18 protein-coding genes and 2 tRNA genes are annotated in these 15410 nt (G+C 40.8%); 4 read left to right on the top strand and 16 right to left on the bottom strand.

What is annotated here, in order from left to right; translation table 11 throughout:
• Positions 1–276: 276 nt before the first annotated feature.
• The 6 genes from E7L17_RS02005 to E7L17_RS01980 form a co-directional block, all read right to left on the bottom strand.
• Complete coding sequence (locus E7L17_RS02005) at positions 277–741, bottom strand: gamma-glutamylcyclotransferase family protein (RefSeq protein ID WP_316321587.1); 465 nt, start codon at positions 739–741, stop codon at positions 277–279.
• Positions 742–785: 44 nt separating this feature from the next.
• A complete protein-coding gene (locus E7L17_RS02000; protein WP_316321586.1) occupies positions 786–1673 on the bottom strand; it encodes an amidoligase family protein in 888 nt (295 codons plus the stop codon).
• A gap of 318 nt (positions 1674–1991) precedes the next feature.
• On the bottom strand, positions 1992–2924 hold the full coding sequence (locus E7L17_RS01995; RefSeq protein WP_316321585.1) for a hypothetical protein: 933 nt from the start codon (positions 2922–2924) through the stop codon (positions 1992–1994).
• A gap of 12 nt (positions 2925–2936) precedes the next feature.
• A complete protein-coding gene (locus E7L17_RS01990) occupies positions 2937–3686 on the bottom strand; it encodes a hypothetical protein (RefSeq protein WP_316321584.1) in 750 nt (249 codons plus the stop codon).
• Between the two features lie 303 nt (positions 3687–3989).
• On the bottom strand, positions 3990–4517 hold the full coding sequence (locus E7L17_RS01985) for a hypothetical protein (protein ID WP_316321583.1): 528 nt from the start codon (positions 4515–4517) through the stop codon (positions 3990–3992).
• 96 nt (positions 4518–4613) lie between these two features.
• The gene (locus E7L17_RS01980; RefSeq protein ID WP_316321582.1) at positions 4614–7292 is read right to left on the bottom strand and encodes a type I restriction endonuclease; all 2679 of its coding nucleotides are present in this window, start codon (positions 7290–7292) and stop codon (positions 4614–4616) included.
• 409 nt (positions 7293–7701) lie between these two features.
• Between E7L17_RS01980 and E7L17_RS01975 the strand changes: the two genes are divergently transcribed.
• The 3 genes from E7L17_RS01975 to E7L17_RS01965 all read left to right on the top strand — a co-directional run bounded on the left by E7L17_RS01975 (position 7702) and on the right by E7L17_RS01965 (position 8357).
• Positions 7702–7777, top strand: a tRNA-Thr gene (locus E7L17_RS01975).
• Positions 7778–7838: 61 nt separating this feature from the next.
• Positions 7839–7923 (top strand) — tRNA-Tyr (locus tag E7L17_RS01970).
• 134 nt (positions 7924–8057) lie between these two features.
• A complete protein-coding gene (locus E7L17_RS01965) occupies positions 8058–8357 on the top strand; it encodes a hypothetical protein (RefSeq protein ID WP_316321581.1) in 300 nt (99 codons plus the stop codon).
• 303 nt (positions 8358–8660) lie between these two features.
• Here the strand turns inward: E7L17_RS01965 and E7L17_RS01960 are convergent, their stop codons facing one another.
• The 6 genes from E7L17_RS01960 to E7L17_RS01935 are packed head-to-tail and all read right to left on the bottom strand — an operon-like array spanning position 8661 to position 10616.
• Positions 8661–8954, bottom strand: a complete 294-nt coding sequence (locus tag E7L17_RS01960; protein ID WP_316321580.1) for a barstar family protein — start codon at positions 8952–8954, stop codon at positions 8661–8663.
• Positions 8955–9009: 55 nt separating this feature from the next.
• Positions 9010–9303, bottom strand: coding sequence for a barstar family protein (locus E7L17_RS01955; RefSeq protein ID WP_316321579.1), 294 nt, complete (start codon positions 9301–9303; stop codon positions 9010–9012).
• A gap of 58 nt (positions 9304–9361) precedes the next feature.
• Positions 9362–9655 (bottom strand): barstar family protein, encoded by a 294-nt coding sequence (locus E7L17_RS01950; RefSeq protein WP_316321578.1) that lies wholly within the window; start codon positions 9653–9655, stop codon positions 9362–9364.
• 55 nt (positions 9656–9710) lie between these two features.
• A complete protein-coding gene (locus E7L17_RS01945; RefSeq protein WP_316321577.1) occupies positions 9711–10004 on the bottom strand; it encodes a barstar family protein in 294 nt (97 codons plus the stop codon).
• Between the two features lie 14 nt (positions 10005–10018).
• Positions 10019–10291, bottom strand: coding sequence for a ribonuclease domain-containing protein (locus E7L17_RS01940; RefSeq protein WP_316321576.1), 273 nt, complete (start codon positions 10289–10291; stop codon positions 10019–10021).
• 4 nt (positions 10292–10295) lie between these two features.
• Complete coding sequence (locus tag E7L17_RS01935; RefSeq protein ID WP_316321575.1) at positions 10296–10616, bottom strand: phage minor head protein; 321 nt, start codon at positions 10614–10616, stop codon at positions 10296–10298.
• A 333-nt stretch (positions 10617–10949) separates the two neighbouring features.
• Here E7L17_RS01935 and E7L17_RS01930 point away from each other — a divergent pair, with 333 nt between their 5' ends.
• The gene (locus E7L17_RS01930; protein ID WP_316321574.1) at positions 10950–12665 is read left to right on the top strand and encodes a collagen-like protein; all 1716 of its coding nucleotides are present in this window, start codon (positions 10950–10952) and stop codon (positions 12663–12665) included.
• Between the two features lie 106 nt (positions 12666–12771).
• On the opposite strand, the gene E7L17_RS01925 is transcribed toward E7L17_RS01930, so the two are convergent.
• From E7L17_RS01925 to E7L17_RS01910, 4 genes are all read right to left on the bottom strand, one after another.
• Entirely contained in the window at positions 12772–13176 is a 405-nt protein-coding gene (locus tag E7L17_RS01925; protein ID WP_316321573.1) for an RbsD/FucU family protein, read from the bottom strand.
• Positions 13177–13191: 15 nt separating this feature from the next.
• Positions 13192–13806 (bottom strand): SIS domain-containing protein, encoded by a 615-nt coding sequence (locus E7L17_RS01920; RefSeq protein ID WP_316321572.1) that lies wholly within the window; start codon positions 13804–13806, stop codon positions 13192–13194.
• 16 nt (positions 13807–13822) lie between these two features.
• Positions 13823–14821 carry a ribokinase gene (locus tag E7L17_RS01915; RefSeq protein ID WP_316321571.1) on the bottom strand — a complete coding sequence of 333 codons (999 nt, stop codon included), beginning with the start codon at positions 14819–14821 and terminating at the stop codon, positions 13823–13825.
• A 127-nt stretch (positions 14822–14948) separates the two neighbouring features.
• Positions 14949–15407 carry a YhcH/YjgK/YiaL family protein gene (locus tag E7L17_RS01910; RefSeq protein ID WP_316321570.1) on the bottom strand — a complete coding sequence of 153 codons (459 nt, stop codon included), beginning with the start codon at positions 15405–15407 and terminating at the stop codon, positions 14949–14951.
• Positions 15408–15410 lie beyond the last annotated feature (3 nt).

The following is a 15410-nucleotide window of genomic DNA, read 5'->3' as shown; positions in this document are numbered from 1 at the left end:
GTAATTTGGTAATACCCATATACCCCAGCTCCTTGTAATTGAATACAGTCCAAAATGAAGTTTGGTAATTTGGTAATACCTCTATGCTGCAGCTCCTTGTAATTGAATACTATCCAAAATGGAGTTTAGTAATTTGGTAATACCTCTATACCCCAGCTCCTGATCGATAAGCAAACTGAGAATGAAAGCTGATGCCATTCCTCAATTTGAACTCTGGTAATTTGGTAATCGCTCGATTTGCTCAGAACTCTTCTATGCCTATATTCTAAATGGTTTTTACACTCCGTATTGAAAGCCACACTGGAGAGAACTTTTCTTTTCCAGCAAACTGGACTGTAACGCTTCTTGCAGTGGACTGATATTCAGGTCAAAATCCCGATACCCCTGCTCCACTATGTTGTAGTAGTGGACAGATGGCGGTGCGATAAAGCCACCTTTCATTAGATAAATCATGCCACTGTGCGTAGAACCATCAGAAAAAGGGATAGAAAGTTGTTCCTTCCGATAGAAACTGGGGTAGCCCTCATATACATCCAATTTTTCTTCGTCTTTCGAAGAAATGTGCCAGACTGCGACCGGTACACTGGAGCCGGGGCAGGGAACGATCGTAAGTACTCTGCGAAATTGCAATTGGTAATTTGGTAATTGGGCTACCCCAACTATTTCCGCATCGGGGCAGCGGTTTTTCATCTGTTGTTTGTTCATGTTGGAACCGTATGCGATATAAATCTTCTTTTTCATAGTAAGAACTCCTTTGAAATATTTTAGATGGGGAGAATCCCGGCTTATGCCGAAATCGGTTCCCCATATCTCCAAGCAGAATTTCCGGTCAGGTGCTTGAGCAGGTGATGTCGGCAAGTTTTGAACTCTTTCCCAATCAGCCCCAAGCGAAGCAGCCAGCATCGAAAGCTGTATTTTTCATTGTCTGTTTGTACTGCCTTGCTGCTTGCAAATTTCTGATTAATGGCCTGTGCGGAGATTGCCAGCGAAAACTGGATGTAGCTTTTGACCTCCCCTGCGTGCAGCGTGGCATTAAAGCAGCGGAACTCGATATTATGGTTCAGAAAGTAGCTGTGCAGATTCACCACATGATAGCGACTGTCGTTATAGTGAACGCTGCGTCTGCCATCGTCTACATACCACACATCCGCCAGCCGTTCCATTTTCTTTGTGGCTTTCGCTTTGTCCACCATGGGAGAGGGCAGCTTTTTACAGTAGGTAGTGCGCCTAGAATCTACATCTAAAGCCCGATAAATCATATCCTGCCGGGCGTGTACGATGCTGAGCAGATTTTTCAGACTGGTCACGGTGTGTGCGGATCCATCCACATGAACATGTATTCCGCAGCTGGAATTGGTGATTGCCTCGGCAGCTCGTATCTTTCGGACAATCGCTTGAATGGTTTCAATATCTTCATAGATACAGATGGGGGATACAAATTCGACCCGGTACTCGTCACTGGCAATAGCTCCGCTTTTTCGTTGAGTACGAATGGAGCTGTCTCTCAGGATTTCCCATTCTCGACCGGATTCATAGATGGTGTATTTGTCATACGAGCCGCCAACATGCTGAGCCGATACCCCAAAATGCGTTGCTACAACCGCAGCAGCCTGAGACCGGGTGATACCAGTAAACTCAATTTCAATCCCGAAACGCTGATTCCGCAAGTCCATTTTCGTAACCTCCACACAGCTTTTTATTTCTTCTCTGGAACTGTGTGTATGTTAACTCTGTTGTGCTTTTTGTTCCAGATGCAAAGTGACGTTTGTGTGGACTTCTTTGTGTTGCTTGTGCCTAGTTCTGAACAAAACAAAAGCCATGTGTGGAATTATGAGCAGAGGGAACAGGGGGAATAGAGGGAACAGGGGGAATAGAGGGAACAGGGGGAATAGAGGGAGCAGAGGGAACAGAGGGAGCAGAGGGAGTAGAGGGAACAGAGGGAGTAGAGGGAACAGAGGGAATGGAAAAGCTCCGAGGTATATCCCGGAGCTTTAGGCAGACCATTTCACAAGATGATACTTTTTCTGCTTTGCTAGCTCTTTTTTTCTCGCTCTTTTGATGCTTCTTTCATGGACAAGATCAGCAATAAACGAGGGAACCGGAAAGTTTGTCCAAATGAACTCTTGTGCGAGCTTATCTTTTGAGTCACTGCTTTTAGAAATATACCCCAATGAAGTTCGTGTCCATCCTTTTGCGAGCATCCCATCATAAACCAATCTGTCTTCTTCTCGTCCACATAAAATAATCTTATTCTTTGTTTTGGATAAGATATCATTCAGTCGCTCATAATCTTCCAGACTCCAGTCATTTTTGTAAGTCTTCGTATTGTAATAGGGCGGGTCGATAAAAGAAGTAATATCATCGTAGTCTATGTAACGCTCCAACACATCAAAGCAGCTACCGCAGGTTACAAGCATTCTTTGGATTCGAGTAGGATATTTCAAAAGACCCTTTTGCATACTCTGATCCTGAAAATACTGAATTGCTTTATTTTCATTATATGTGGTTCGGTTATTCGCATAGCTTGCATAGATACAGTAAAAGGTGTAAGCTGCAGCCAAAGTGAGATCTAAACCGGGTTGGTCACGTTGACTTTTCGCATGATTAAAAACATCTTTGGGGTCATGGGATAAACAAAGCTGTACCAGCCTGTCCACCAATTGAACTACCTTCCGGGTACGAGCCTCATCGGTTAGGCAAGCCATGAGAGCCGCCATTCCTCGCTCGTATTCGTTATATAGGACTTTATCATACAGAAACTCAGTTGCAACATTACAGGCCAGTTTCCCACCACCACCGCAGACATCCAGAAAGGCTCTTTTGGGGGATTCCAATGCGAGGTATTTAATCAAGGGCAGCAGAAATACCAGAAGATCCTTTTTTCCACCCTTGCAGGGCAGACCGAGCATTCGTTTTATTTTCATGAGTTTTCTCCCTTATTCTTTATCTGGAGAAATGCGGAATATGCTGCATTTCTTTTCGTTTCCGGTAGACAGAGTAACATCCTGTGGCTTTTTAAAAACTAAGAAACCTTCTTTTTCCATTTGCCCTTTGACCAATCCCAGCTTCTTTGTATCGGTAATTTCCAAAAGCTCGTCCACCTTTGAATTCAGGAGTGCCAGTACAATTTCTCCATCATATTTTTTCATCAGTCTGGGTGTATCAAGCCAAGCTCCGGTATACGCCTCCATTTGAAACGTGTTCTCAGATTTAAAGGCAATGCTCTCATAGTTGTTTTCAATATAAGAGCAAATCTGCTTTTTATATTCCTCAATATTAATACTATTCTCCTCTTCTTCACAGTTTTCCAGAAGATCGTCCAGCAAGTCTGATTCTGAGTAGATATCTTTTAGCTTTAAATATTCGGCATACCTTTTCAATTTTTCAAATTCCTCCAGATCACAAGAACCCCAATTATCCATTTCCTTACGAATGGACTCAGCCTCTTTCCCGGTAAAAGCAGAATACAAGAAGCAATCTTCTTCCTGTTTTCCAGTTTTGCAAATCACTTTAATAGCGTAGGTAAAATGCTTTTGTGCCTTTAGCTTCCCGTATTTTAATTCGATGTCCCAAAGTTGACTGTCCAGTTTTACTTTGCTATTGCATTCTACACTTTCAATCTCAGTGAGAGAACCCTTCATTTCTTCCAAGACCTCGGGGTTTGCGTTATTATTTAAGTTTGTCATAGTGATTAACACCTTTCGTTATTTAATGTTAAGCACCATTGCAATGGTTTGGAACATTTTGTGTGTTCCCCTGTCGACATCCTTATGGTATCACGGGAAAGGCTCCCTTTTCATTATCTTCGTTTTTGTGTGTAAGGCTAAAATGGAGATGCCAAAACTCCGATAACCGCATAAAACCTGTGTTTCTTAACGCAATTCTTCTTTTTTGTTTTGCGCAATTCACTTAAATACAATAAAGGCATGTACAAAAAAGAAGAATTTCCTTTTTTGTACATGCCTTTTTAGATTCTATTGCTTTTTAACTCAGGGGGTTAAGCCATGCTTTCGATACAATTCTAGAATTTTCAATTGGTTTTCTGTTGTTAGAATACAGCGGTTAGAATAGGGGTCAATCGTATCCTCCCCAGAGTAAATACCAATTTCAATGTCAAACTGTTCTCCTAGCTTAGACAGGATATATACGAGGAATCTATCAAAGTCTTTCCCTCGTTGCCACTTATAGCAGTCTGGATCTCTTTCAATGGGTTCAATTTCTTCTATATTTACAATTCTTCCATCCGTATTCTTGGCTTCAAGCTTAAAAGATTTCATTTGGAACAAATTATCCTGAACACGTTTTTGAAAGCTTTTTTCTAACTTCTCTCGGTCTGATTGATCGTCCTGCTGACTAATCCAAAGCTCTTTATTATTGGATATGTAGTCCACAATTTCATTGATATTAATATCTTTACGATTGAAATTCTTTTCTTCATTGAAAAATAGAAGAATTAGAAACTGAAGCTGTGTGGAGATAAGAATATCTGTGTTGTGGTTTTTTGGATCACGAATCATGTGGTTGCTCCTTTTTATTAAATCATATTTAACGGCTAAATGTGCTTGAGACTGCTTATAATAATGGATAAATTTTCTCATAAATAAATACGTTGTTTATTGATTAGTAACTCTAGATATATAAAGTAATTCAAATCGTCCATGATCTTTGCGAAACTGAATAACTTTTGCTGTTATAATATCTGCGATGTTAAAATCATAAGGATTATTAGTTCCTAAACTACGCATTGAAATAAAGCCATCTTCAATACATTCCATTGTCACAAATAAACCGTAAGATTGAATGCTTGTTACAAGGCAATCAACAATTGTGTTAGGGGGGAATTTCTCTTTTTTTTCTGCCATACTAACTTCGTTATCCCACTTTATTTTCATAGAACTAATTGCTTCAACGCATGGTGCTAAGTCAAATATTTTAATATTAACATCTCGGATGATATTTTGTGGTTGGGAAATATAATCTTTTCTATATTGCTGCAAATAGTTGATCATATCTTCCACGTTAGATAACATTGTAGTTTTTGATAAATATCCATCTCCAGTTTTTCCTGTTATTCTATCAGAAATATTCTGTGCAATTTCCAGATTTCGATATAAAACATCTTCAGAACATGCAGAAAGATAATTTATATTTCCAAGAAGTTGTAGGTGTAAGCTTCCATATGGGGATATACGGATTAAGTTTTCGCATGAGGTAACATTTTCTAAGTTTCCAGAAAGAATTAAACGATCCTGTATCATCGTTTCTAATTCTTGCATCAATCTAAACCGTTCATGCCCAATCAATTCCATATCCTGAAAAATCGTTTTAACCGTGAAAAATCCTTTTGTGCCGCTATCACCCTTAATATCTCTTCTATCATTAAGCCAAATCAATACATCGACTCTAACGAATGGGTCTACCCATTCGTCACTGAAATCTGAGGAAAATACATTTTTGATTTTTGAATTTTGGCTGGAATAATATAAGCGTGTTCCCCGAAGTACAGCTTCCATCATTCTATAGTGTGGGACTGTATATGTGCCGCCACTTGCTTTCACAGCAAAAATATCTGAAGCCAGCAAATGACCGCTTTTACAAAACTCAATAAACAATTCTATACCAGATCGAACGTCTCTTCCGGCTATAGAATAAAAAACACTGCGAATCAAACCATCTTGACGAATAGAATGAAGAATATATTTAAAATATTCCAAATATTCATTTTCTTTTAGAATTACTTTCATGCCATTTTCAATTACATAATCTCTATCTGTTTGAATATCATGCTGTTCTATACGACATATATATTTTAATCGCTCTTGCAGTACGGCTAACAAATCTGGTGGATCAATTCTAAATACATGATTCTTGATTATGGTATCTAAAGGAGGAACAGCACGATACTCATTATAAGTTGAGTCTCTTAAGGACATCATTACTAATGAGTTGTATTTATTTCTAAACCATTCGGCAACTTGAAAGATTAAAAGTTGTCGATCTGCTACGCCTTGATCAACATTGTCATATACAAAAATAATAGATTTAGAATATTTTATTTTCACATAATCCATTAGGCGTTTTAAAGTTAATTCTTTATCATCTTTAGATTGCTTTATAAGATTGAATAGCTGAATTTTGTACTCAGTTGTTCCAATAAGATAACTTCCAACTCCCTGTTCAAATTCTTTGATTTCTTCTTTATACAAGGTATTCAAAAAATCTACATTGGAGAAATTACAACCACCAAAATTATTAATAATATTTTCTATACAACACTCAACTGTCCATCCATATATTTTATCTTTAGACATAGGTGCATAGTTCATATTAATAATATTCCAGTAAAGATTATCAACTAAATCTGTTTTTTGAGGTATTGCAACATTTTGTATATAACGAATAAAGGTGGATTTTCCACTTCCTACATTACCAATTAACAGAAGCAAAGAGTTTTCTGACTTTATAGTATTTAATTGCTCACTTATACTATCGAATAAATTTAAAATATCATTATCATTAGAACTTATTGGTTTGGATTCATCTATTGACGGTAATCGCACACGTTTTATAACCTTGAGTATTGGTTCTACATGCGTATCTTTACGCTTGGAATGTACAAATGCGTTTTGGACGATATTTTTATACTCACTTTCACTGTCGGGACTTAATATGCTTCTGTACTCAATAGATAATGCTTGTCCAAAAGTGTTACTTTTAATTTCTGCATCTACAGCTCTTTTGAGGCCAATACGCCCAACAGGACGTTCGAAGCGAGAGTTTTTTCTTTTCTTTTTAATTAATTCTTGGTAAAATTTGACTATTTGTGTTTTTGAAGCAAATTCACACAATTTATTAAAATTTATATTACCCACGACATATTCATCAAATGAGATTTCAATTTGGGGTGTGCTTTCATCATAAAATCCTGCAAGTGTGTTTAGTCCATTACTAACTATGATACGTTTGCAAGGATTTTCTCCATGTTGCCATTGTGAATTAATTTCATGAGCATAAAGACGAGCTTCATTATATGCTTGTTCTAAAGAAATATTTGGATGCTTGGCTTCTAAAACTATTAATGGGATTCCATACAATGAAATAATGTAATCTGGTATGTATACTTTCTTTGCAGTTTTTCCAATTGTATAGGGGATAATGCTATGCTTTGTTAATATTTCTGAAGGAGAATAACCACATCCCATAGGATAGCCAGAACTTAAAAAATTATATAAGAATTTCTGTTCCACATCACTTTCATTAAGAAGATCAGCTTTTTCACAAAATAAACTCATACATTCACACCTCATTTTTACAGTCACTAACTATAACTAGTTGTTTAATATGCAAGATGTTATAACTAATTCTATTTTACTTTTTTACAAATTATAAATCAACTAAAACAGAGCATTTTATACATTTTCATGATAGAATATAATATCAAGTAAGTGTGCGAACTGCACAGATGTGAGAATCTTGGTATCCACTGGTATCCAAAGGTATCCACCTCACAGCACGAAACAGCCATTGCATCAAAGGAATACTGTATTCAGTGATTATGAGAAATCTTCTTTCAAGCCTTGTTAAACAGGGTTTTCACTTAACTTTCTGCGCCTTTCTCTAAAAAAGAACGGTTTTTTCAAAAAATATGTTGACAAAATTACATTAAAGTGATATATTATTCAAGCATTCTATTTCTGAAACGCTGGTGTAGCTCAGTTGGTAGAGCAGCTGATTTGTAATCAGCAGGTCGGGGGTTCAAATCCGTCCACCAGCTCCACGCTTCGGCGTTTCAGCAAGAGCGGACAAGTTACCGCGACTTGTTTTTGAAAGTTAAATATGGAGGAGTTCCCGAGTGGCCAAAGGGGGCAGACTGTAAATCTGTTACGTTTCGTTTCGGTGGTTCGAATCCACCCTCCTCCACCAATTTATGAAGATAATAAAAGGATTTGAATCCTCGTGATTCAAGTCCTTTTATTATCTTATTTTTTATGGTATACTCAGTTCAGATTATTTATAAAACACGCGGGCAGACGAATTTAAAACAACAGGAGACTTTTATGAGCGAATTCTTGCAATTGGAAGATTTAATAGACTTCTCAGATACCGGCTACGAAGAAGCAGTCGTTAAACTCTTACAAGATAATGGAATAACAATTGATGATTTTCAGTATGTTGGAAAGTGTGATTCCGAGTGCCCAAATTGTGAAGCGGAAAGCTTCAGCATTTGGCGAAGAAATATAGGCTTCATAAAAGACAAAGAAATATTTACTTTCGACTTAGATGCATCTGATGATATTTTAGACTTCGCAATATACTTGTGTAATAAGTGCGGAAAGTGGACTACTTATATTGAGTAATGTAACTAAGGATTACCAATCAATTACAAGTATCATTATGAGCATAATTCGAAGTCTGCGTCCGAATTGAGCAAATGATATAGAAAAAAGCTGCATGGTTGTTAACAACCATGCAGCTTTTTTCTATGCGTTCAAATACCCCGAAATAGTATTGTATTGTATGAAATTCGTCTTAGAACGCGAGGCTTTTGCTCCATCATCCATTCCACAAAATTAATTCATGCTGGGCGAAACAGAAGAAAATAAGGAAAATCCATCGGTATCCAAAGAAAGAGAAATTTGGATAGGTAAGCTTGGAAACAATCAGCTAATAATTTTATAATCAAAACTCCAACCGTATTTCGCATTTTCTATTTTGAGATCCGATAAAACAGTGTGCATTAATTCTAATTCAGGTAAAAACTCTTTATGTAATGTATACTCACCTATAACTTCGACTATTTCTGCATCGGATTCAGTGCACATAAGATCCCAAAAAGCATCCCAGTTTTTGCCGTACCACTCCGGGAAATCAAAAGCGATGCGAATCCGTTCGTGCAGTTCCCATAAATTTTTGCAGTCAGTTAGATCTAGAGTGACGGTTTTGTGTTCGTTCATGATATCCTCTTCTTTTAATAATAAGAACGTTATAATTATAAAAAGCTATAGGAAATTAGCTGATAATTCTATAGTCAAAGTTACAACCGAATTCTTTCCGTTCTTTTTTAACATCTGATAATACTGTGTGCATTAGTTCTAACTGGGGTAAAAATTCTTTAGGCAAAGTATGTTCTCCAACAATTTCAACCATTTCTGCTTCACAATCACTCCACATAAGATCCCAAAAAGCATCCCAGTTTTTGCCGTACCACTCCGGGAAATCAAAAGCGATGCGAATCCGTTCATGTAGCTCATCTAAATATTTACAGCCGGTTAGATCTAGTACAATTGTTGTTTTTTCGCTCATGAATACATCCTCCTCTTTCAATAATAAGAACGTTATAATTAGAAAAATCAATGGTAAATTAACTGATAATTTTATAGTCGAAATTCCAACCGAACTCTTGGCATTCCATTTTATTTCTTTGTAGTATCTCATGCATTTTCTGTATATGTGGTTCAAATTCTTTTGATAGAGTATATTCCCCAACAATTTCAACCATTTCTGCATCACATTCAGTCCTAAGGAAATCCCAGAAAGCACTCCAGTTTTTGCCGTACCATTCTGGAAAATCAAAGGCAATGCGAATTTTTTCGTGTAATTCCCACCAATTTTTGCAATCGGTTAAATCCAATACAATAGTTTTATCTACATTCACAAAAAACCACCTCTTAAAATCAAAATAACGTAATTGACAGATGGATTATTAATAATTAGCTAATAATTCTATAATCAAAACTCCAACCGTATTTCGCATTTTCTATTTTGAGATCCGATAAAACAGTGTGCATTAATTCTAATTCAGGTTGAAACTCTTCGTGTAATGTATACTCACCTACAACTTCGACCATTTCTGCATCGGATTCAGTGCGCATAAAATCCCAAAAAGCATCCCAGTTTTTGCCGTACCACTCCGGGAAATCAAAAGCGATGCGAATCCGTTCGTGCAGTTCCCATAAATTTTTACAGCCGGTTAGGTCTAGTACAATTGTTTTTTTCTCGCTCATGAATAAATCCTCCTTTAAATAATCTCAAAAAAAGTTTCATAGTGGTCGTAGGTAACAAACAGTAGGCCGTCGTTTGACCAGAGCAAGCGGTGCGTGTTTCGTCTACCGCTATAATAATTAATATCTGCTTCCCACCAGATACGTCCGGGAGCTTGTGGTAAGTGACCATTGCGATTAGAATAAATTCCCCCTGTAATCATTTGTCCTGGAGCAAATTTAGCAGGGGCTTTCCCTTTTTTCCAACCTAAAACTGATATCTCTTTTGTGGAGATATAATAGTCGGGCAAAATATTATAATTTTTTACCCACCAATCTGCCCCGTTTTCTCCATCCTTTGTTCCGTATTCCAGCTAATACAGCTTGCATTGCTTGAATGGTACAGCGGCAGTTCCTGTGTAATGGTGGCTCCAGTAAGGGGGTATCATTTATATCGAATATTTTACCGTGCATTTTTTTGCAGGGAATACATCTTTTTTCATCAGGTTTAGTTTCCCAATGCTTCCAAGTATTACTTTGGATTGTAGGTGGGGCGTAAGTATCTAGAAGTCCTTTGAAAAAACCTGAAACATAATCCTGTGGCAATACATACCCAAATGCTTTTTTTACATACATAGTTCTCACCTCTCGTTAAATGAAAGGAATTATATCCTCTCTATTAATGAGAAAAACAAAAGGTATGTTTGTATTAAATAAGGAAAGTTGTTTAATTTATTTTAAGTGTAACATAAAAAAAGATGGAATCCAATTGAAGTGCTCATTGAATTGCAACATAAGCGCCGATTTATTTACACTAGAAGATAGCATATAAATAAGGTGAATTGGGAGCTTGTTCACAAGCGAAAAATGAACCTACCTGTACAAGCGTGCATAGTTTGTACTACGGTGATTGTATATAAATTTCTTTATAGCATCACACGTATGTTTTTTAAAAGAGAGGTTTCTTTAATGGCTTCTATGCAATTAAGTCTTTTGGCAGCGGGTTCTATTTCTAGCGGAGCACCTGTAGTTTTTGATACTACTCTATATTCATCAGGGAGTATTCTGTATAACAATGCTACAGGTGTTATTACCATTCTTGAGGTTGGTAGGTATAAATTTGATTGGTGGGTGGCAACTCAATTTACATCAGCGAACAATGTCGCTTTTGCTATTCAGGCCCCCCAAGGTTCCGTAATAGGAAACTCCCCAATCAAAACTGGTGAAGCAGTAGGGTTTACAATTCTAGAGTTCGATACTGTACCAGCACAAGTGCGCTTAGTAAATAGTAGCTCTTCCACTATTTTCTTATCCTCCACTGTGCAGGTGAAATCATCCATCACAATTTTTAGTGGAGTGGGGACGGAGGGTGCAACTGGTCCAACCGGTCCCACTGGCCCAACCGGTCCTACGGGAGCGGCAGGTGTAACCGGAGCCACTGGTCCTACCGGTCCTACGGGAGCAGCAGGTGTAACCGGAGCCACTGGCCCTACCGGTCCTACGGGAGCAGCAGGTGTAACCGGAGCCACAGGTCCCACCGGTCCTACAGGAGCGGCGGGTGTAACCGGGGCTACTGGCCCAACCGGTCCTACGGGAGCGGCGGGTGTAACCGGAGCTACAGGTCCCACCGGTCCCACGGGTCCAACTGGTCTAACAGGCGATACTGGTCCTACAGGCCCCACTGGCCCAACTGGTCTAACGGGTGATACTGGTCCTACAGGCCCCACAGGTCCAACTGGTCTAACGGGTGCAACGGGTCCTACAGGCCCCACGGGCCCAACTGGTCTAACGGGTGATACCGGTCCTACAGGTCCCACAGGCCCAACCGGACTAACGGGCGATACTGGTCCTACAGGCCCCACGGGTCCAACCGGACTAACGGGCGATACTGGTCCGACAGGCCCGACAGGTCCAACTGGTCTAACAGGTGATACCGGTCCTACAGGCCCCACGGGCCCAACTGGTCTAACTGGCGATACCGGTCCGACAGGCCCCACGGGCCCAACTGGTCTAACGGGTGATACTGGTCCGACAGGCCCCACAGGCCCAACTGGTATAACAGGCGATACCGGTCCGACAGGCCCCACTGGTCCGACAGGCCCCACGGGTCCAACTGGTCTAACGGGTGATACCGGTCCGACAGGCCCCACGGGTCCAACCGGCTTAACAGGCGATACTGGTCCGACAGGTCCCACTGGCCCAACTGGTCTAACGGGTGATACCGGTCCGACAGGCCCCACAGGTCCCACCGGTGTAACGCCGACACTGGACTACTTTATGGCCGGACTTAATGCTAATATAGGTCCCCTATCCAATAATGCGGCTATCCCCTTCAATACGGTTGTGGTACCCAGCACAACACCGGATATTCAGCTCAACACCGCAACCGGAGTTATCACTCTTCAGCCTGGAACCTATCAGGTGATTGCTATCCTGAATAATCAGATTGAAGCGAACGCAGCTACCGGTCCTTATTTTAGACTAAACGGCGTTGTGTTAAATGAAGGAGGTGGTCTTATAGTCAACCATTCCGCTACAGCTTCTGCTGTATGGTCTACGGGTATAAGAATCATTCAGGTTACTACTGCGAATACTCAACTTGTAGTAAATCAAGCAAATACTTCATTAGACGTATTTGGTGATCAGCCCATGGGTACTTCTATCCAAATCTTAAAGATTGTCTAAGCTTATCCCTCACTCAATAAACCTGTCAAAAAAACGAGCACAGGCCCCTACGTCTTTTGATGTAGGGCCTGTGCTAATTTTGTCTTTAATAAATAGTGAGGTGAATTTACGCAACGCCTACGGTAATAAGAATGTTGGCAAAGGTACGCTTTTCTCCAGTAGAGATTGCGAGGCGCACCACAGGCTCCTTGCAGGCCTCATAAAAGCCGAAGCGGTCAATGCCCTCGAGCTCCATCCCGTTGAGGATGGTACGAAATTCGCCAAAGATTTCCGGTTCCCCGGAGCCGGGAAGCATAACTTCCGCTTTTTCAATATTGATGCAGGTTAGTAAGGTCTTCAAAACATCCGTAACGGTTGGAATACCATCAGTAAGGCCGAGGTATACTTTTTTTGCATCCCCGCTTTTGGCATTCAGAGGGTAATTGCCGTCGGCAATCAAAATTTTATCTCCATGCCCGCAAAGAGAAAGAGCACTCATAATCTCAGGGTGAATACAGCCAGATTTTAACATGCCGAAAGCCCTCCCTTATTTCTCGTTTTCGCGAAGATTACCCAATGTTCCACCCGGGTGCCACTTCACATATTCCTGTGGGGTCAGGCCACGCACAGCCTGCAAATAAACGCTAAGTGCCTGAAGCACGTAGATCTCAGCGAGAATGGAGGCACGGGGTGCACGGTTAAGCGGGCCGCCCTCTTGTGCTACTCCAGCCAGAAGCGTTGCGTCGGCTTGTTTTGCGAGCCATGATTCTGGATTACCGGTTACGGCAATTACATGGCAGCCGTTGTTTTTAATAGCAGTTACAGTCGATTTCAGCTCGGCTGTTTCACCGCTGTTTGAAATGCAGATGACAACATCTCCGGCAACAAGCTGGCCGCAAGAGCCGTGAACGGCCTCGGTGCCATGCAGGTAATAGGTGGGGCAGCCGGTAGAGGAGAAAAGCGATGCCATGTAAGCCGCCACATGAGAGGGCTTGCCAATGCCGGTAATGTGCATGCGGCCACCATTTTCTTTCGCCTTGATGATCAAATCTGCGGATGATTCTAGACTTTCAGGAGTTACCGACTGAATAAAACGGTCAATCTCTTCTGTAGAGATTTGCTGGAACTGGCTTAACACCTCGCGAGCTTCTTGTGATATCATCGAAGATTTCTCCTTTCTATTTCAGGCCATCCAAAGCGGATAGGGGGAAGGTCAAATCGTTTTCTCTCTGCATGAGCGCGACTACTTCCTCCAGCCGCGGCAAGGAGGGCTGTGCGCCCATCCGCGAAACGGTGAGCGTTGCGGTATAGTTCGCAAAATGCAGAGAATCCTTCAGGCTTAACCCTGCGCAGTAAGAGGTAGTAAACGCGCCTACAAACGAATCACCTGCCGCAGTCGGGTCTTTTACTTCAACAACATCAATGCAAGGCTCATATATAAATTCCTCTTTGTTTGCTACTACGGCCCCCGCGTTGCCAAGGGTTATCACAACGTTTTGAATGCCTTTTGCCAGCAGGGCATTTACGGCTTTTTTTACATCCTCCATATTTACCTGCTTGCCATCTTTGCGAATGGGAACTCCCGTTAAATCTGCCGCTTCATGCTCGTTTGGCGAGATGAATGTTAAGCGGGATAACATCTCATCCGTAAGCGGGGCAGAGGGAGCGGAATTGAGCATAACGGGAACTTGTTTGTCATATGCGTATTTGGCCACCAGCTCATTGATTTGCATGGGAATTTCATGCTGTAAAATGACCATATCGTATTTATCAATAATGTCCTGTAAAAAGGCAACGTCCTCGGGTGTTATTTCCATATTTGCTCCGGAAACAACAATAATTCGGTTTCGTGTGGTTCCGTTTTGAACCTCAAGCTGTACATTCCCAATGGCAGAGCAAGCGGTGCTGTGTACCCCAACATAATCGGTATTCACGCCCGCCTCTTGGCATGAGGCGATTAAACGGCGGCCAAAGTCATCATTGCCAACCTTGCCGACCATGGTTACATCGGCGCCAAGTAGAGCGGCCTGCACGGCCTGATTTGCGCCCTTGCCGCCGGGTGCTGTTTGGTAGTCCAGCCCCAGAACGGTTTCTCCTGCATTGGGGAAACGCTCCGTTTTTACGATAAGGTCCATCACAAAACTGCCAACGACTAGTATTTTCGGTTTTCGTGACATATGGATCTCTTCTTTCTTAAGAAATTTTACAATTATTATAAAATTGGTTCTTTGCAAAATATGCTTTCTTCCCTCGCAAAAAGTGAAGGAAGAAAGCGGAATTTTGTAATCGCGAAAGTTCGCCAGATTACGGTATTAATATTTTAATTACAACTTTTTTAATCGCTCCCGGTGTGTTTTCACAAACCAAAGGCATGTGTGCATCCTGCGGGAAGCAAACAACAAAGCTTTCGGGTACCAGCGGTACAAAAAAGCCTTTGCCGTTATCGTGGTAAAACGCAATATCCCTCTCGGTGTGATACGGCTCCTTTATGGTAAGTGAATCCGTGTTTTGAAAGCCAATCCATTCGTTACCGGTAATTAGATACTGAATGTCAATGTAACGCTTGTGTGATTCCCAAAGTCGTTCTTCTCGCTTTGCGGTTTCGGGAGCCTGAATCAAAGCAAAAACAGAATCCCCTTGGATGGGATATTTGCCCGGTTCCAGCGCATTTAGATTCGTAGTCTCTAAATAGTGCAGTGCAAGGTCAAAGAGCGTGGAATACCCGCGATATAGTGATAAATTGCTGCATGTATCAAAAATCATAGT

Source organism: Clostridium sp., from assembly GCF_032576335.1.
Taxonomy (GTDB): domain Bacteria; phylum Bacillota; class Clostridia; order Oscillospirales; family Acutalibacteraceae; genus Faecalispora.
Note: the sequence above shows the minus strand (reverse complement) of the source record. Positions and strands in the feature narration are given on the sequence as shown.

Coding starts and splice junctions, on each gene's coding strand:
- E7L17_RS02005 (WP_316321587.1), bottom strand. CDS start 741: ATGAAAAAGAAGATTTATATCGCATACGGTTCCAACATGAACAAACAA.
- E7L17_RS02000 (WP_316321586.1), bottom strand. CDS start 1,673: ATGGACTTGCGGAATCAGCGTTTCGGGATTGAAATTGAGTTTACTGGT.
- E7L17_RS01995 (WP_316321585.1), bottom strand. CDS start 2,924: ATGAAAATAAAACGAATGCTCGGTCTGCCCTGCAAGGGTGGAAAAAAG.
- E7L17_RS01990 (WP_316321584.1), bottom strand. CDS start 3,686: ATGACAAACTTAAATAATAACGCAAACCCCGAGGTCTTGGAAGAAATG.
- E7L17_RS01985 (WP_316321583.1), bottom strand. CDS start 4,517: ATGATTCGTGATCCAAAAAACCACAACACAGATATTCTTATCTCCACA.
- E7L17_RS01980 (WP_316321582.1), bottom strand. CDS start 7,292: ATGAGTTTATTTTGTGAAAAAGCTGATCTTCTTAATGAAAGTGATGTG.
- E7L17_RS01965 (WP_316321581.1), top strand. CDS start 8,058: ATGAGCGAATTCTTGCAATTGGAAGATTTAATAGACTTCTCAGATACC.
- E7L17_RS01960 (WP_316321580.1), bottom strand. CDS start 8,954: ATGAACGAACACAAAACCGTCACTCTAGATCTAACTGACTGCAAAAAT.
- E7L17_RS01955 (WP_316321579.1), bottom strand. CDS start 9,303: ATGAGCGAAAAAACAACAATTGTACTAGATCTAACCGGCTGTAAATAT.
- E7L17_RS01945 (WP_316321577.1), bottom strand. CDS start 10,004: ATGAGCGAGAAAAAAACAATTGTACTAGACCTAACCGGCTGTAAAAAT.
- E7L17_RS01935 (WP_316321575.1), bottom strand. CDS start 10,616: ATGTATGTAAAAAAAGCATTTGGGTATGTATTGCCACAGGATTATGTT.
- E7L17_RS01930 (WP_316321574.1), top strand. CDS start 10,950: ATGGCTTCTATGCAATTAAGTCTTTTGGCAGCGGGTTCTATTTCTAGC.
- E7L17_RS01925 (WP_316321573.1), bottom strand. CDS start 13,176: ATGTTAAAATCTGGCTGTATTCACCCTGAGATTATGAGTGCTCTTTCT.
- E7L17_RS01920 (WP_316321572.1), bottom strand. CDS start 13,806: ATGATATCACAAGAAGCTCGCGAGGTGTTAAGCCAGTTCCAGCAAATC.
- E7L17_RS01915 (WP_316321571.1), bottom strand. CDS start 14,821: ATGTCACGAAAACCGAAAATACTAGTCGTTGGCAGTTTTGTGATGGAC.
- E7L17_RS01910 (WP_316321570.1), bottom strand. CDS start 15,407: ATGATTTTTGATACATGCAGCAATTTATCACTATATCGCGGGTATTCC.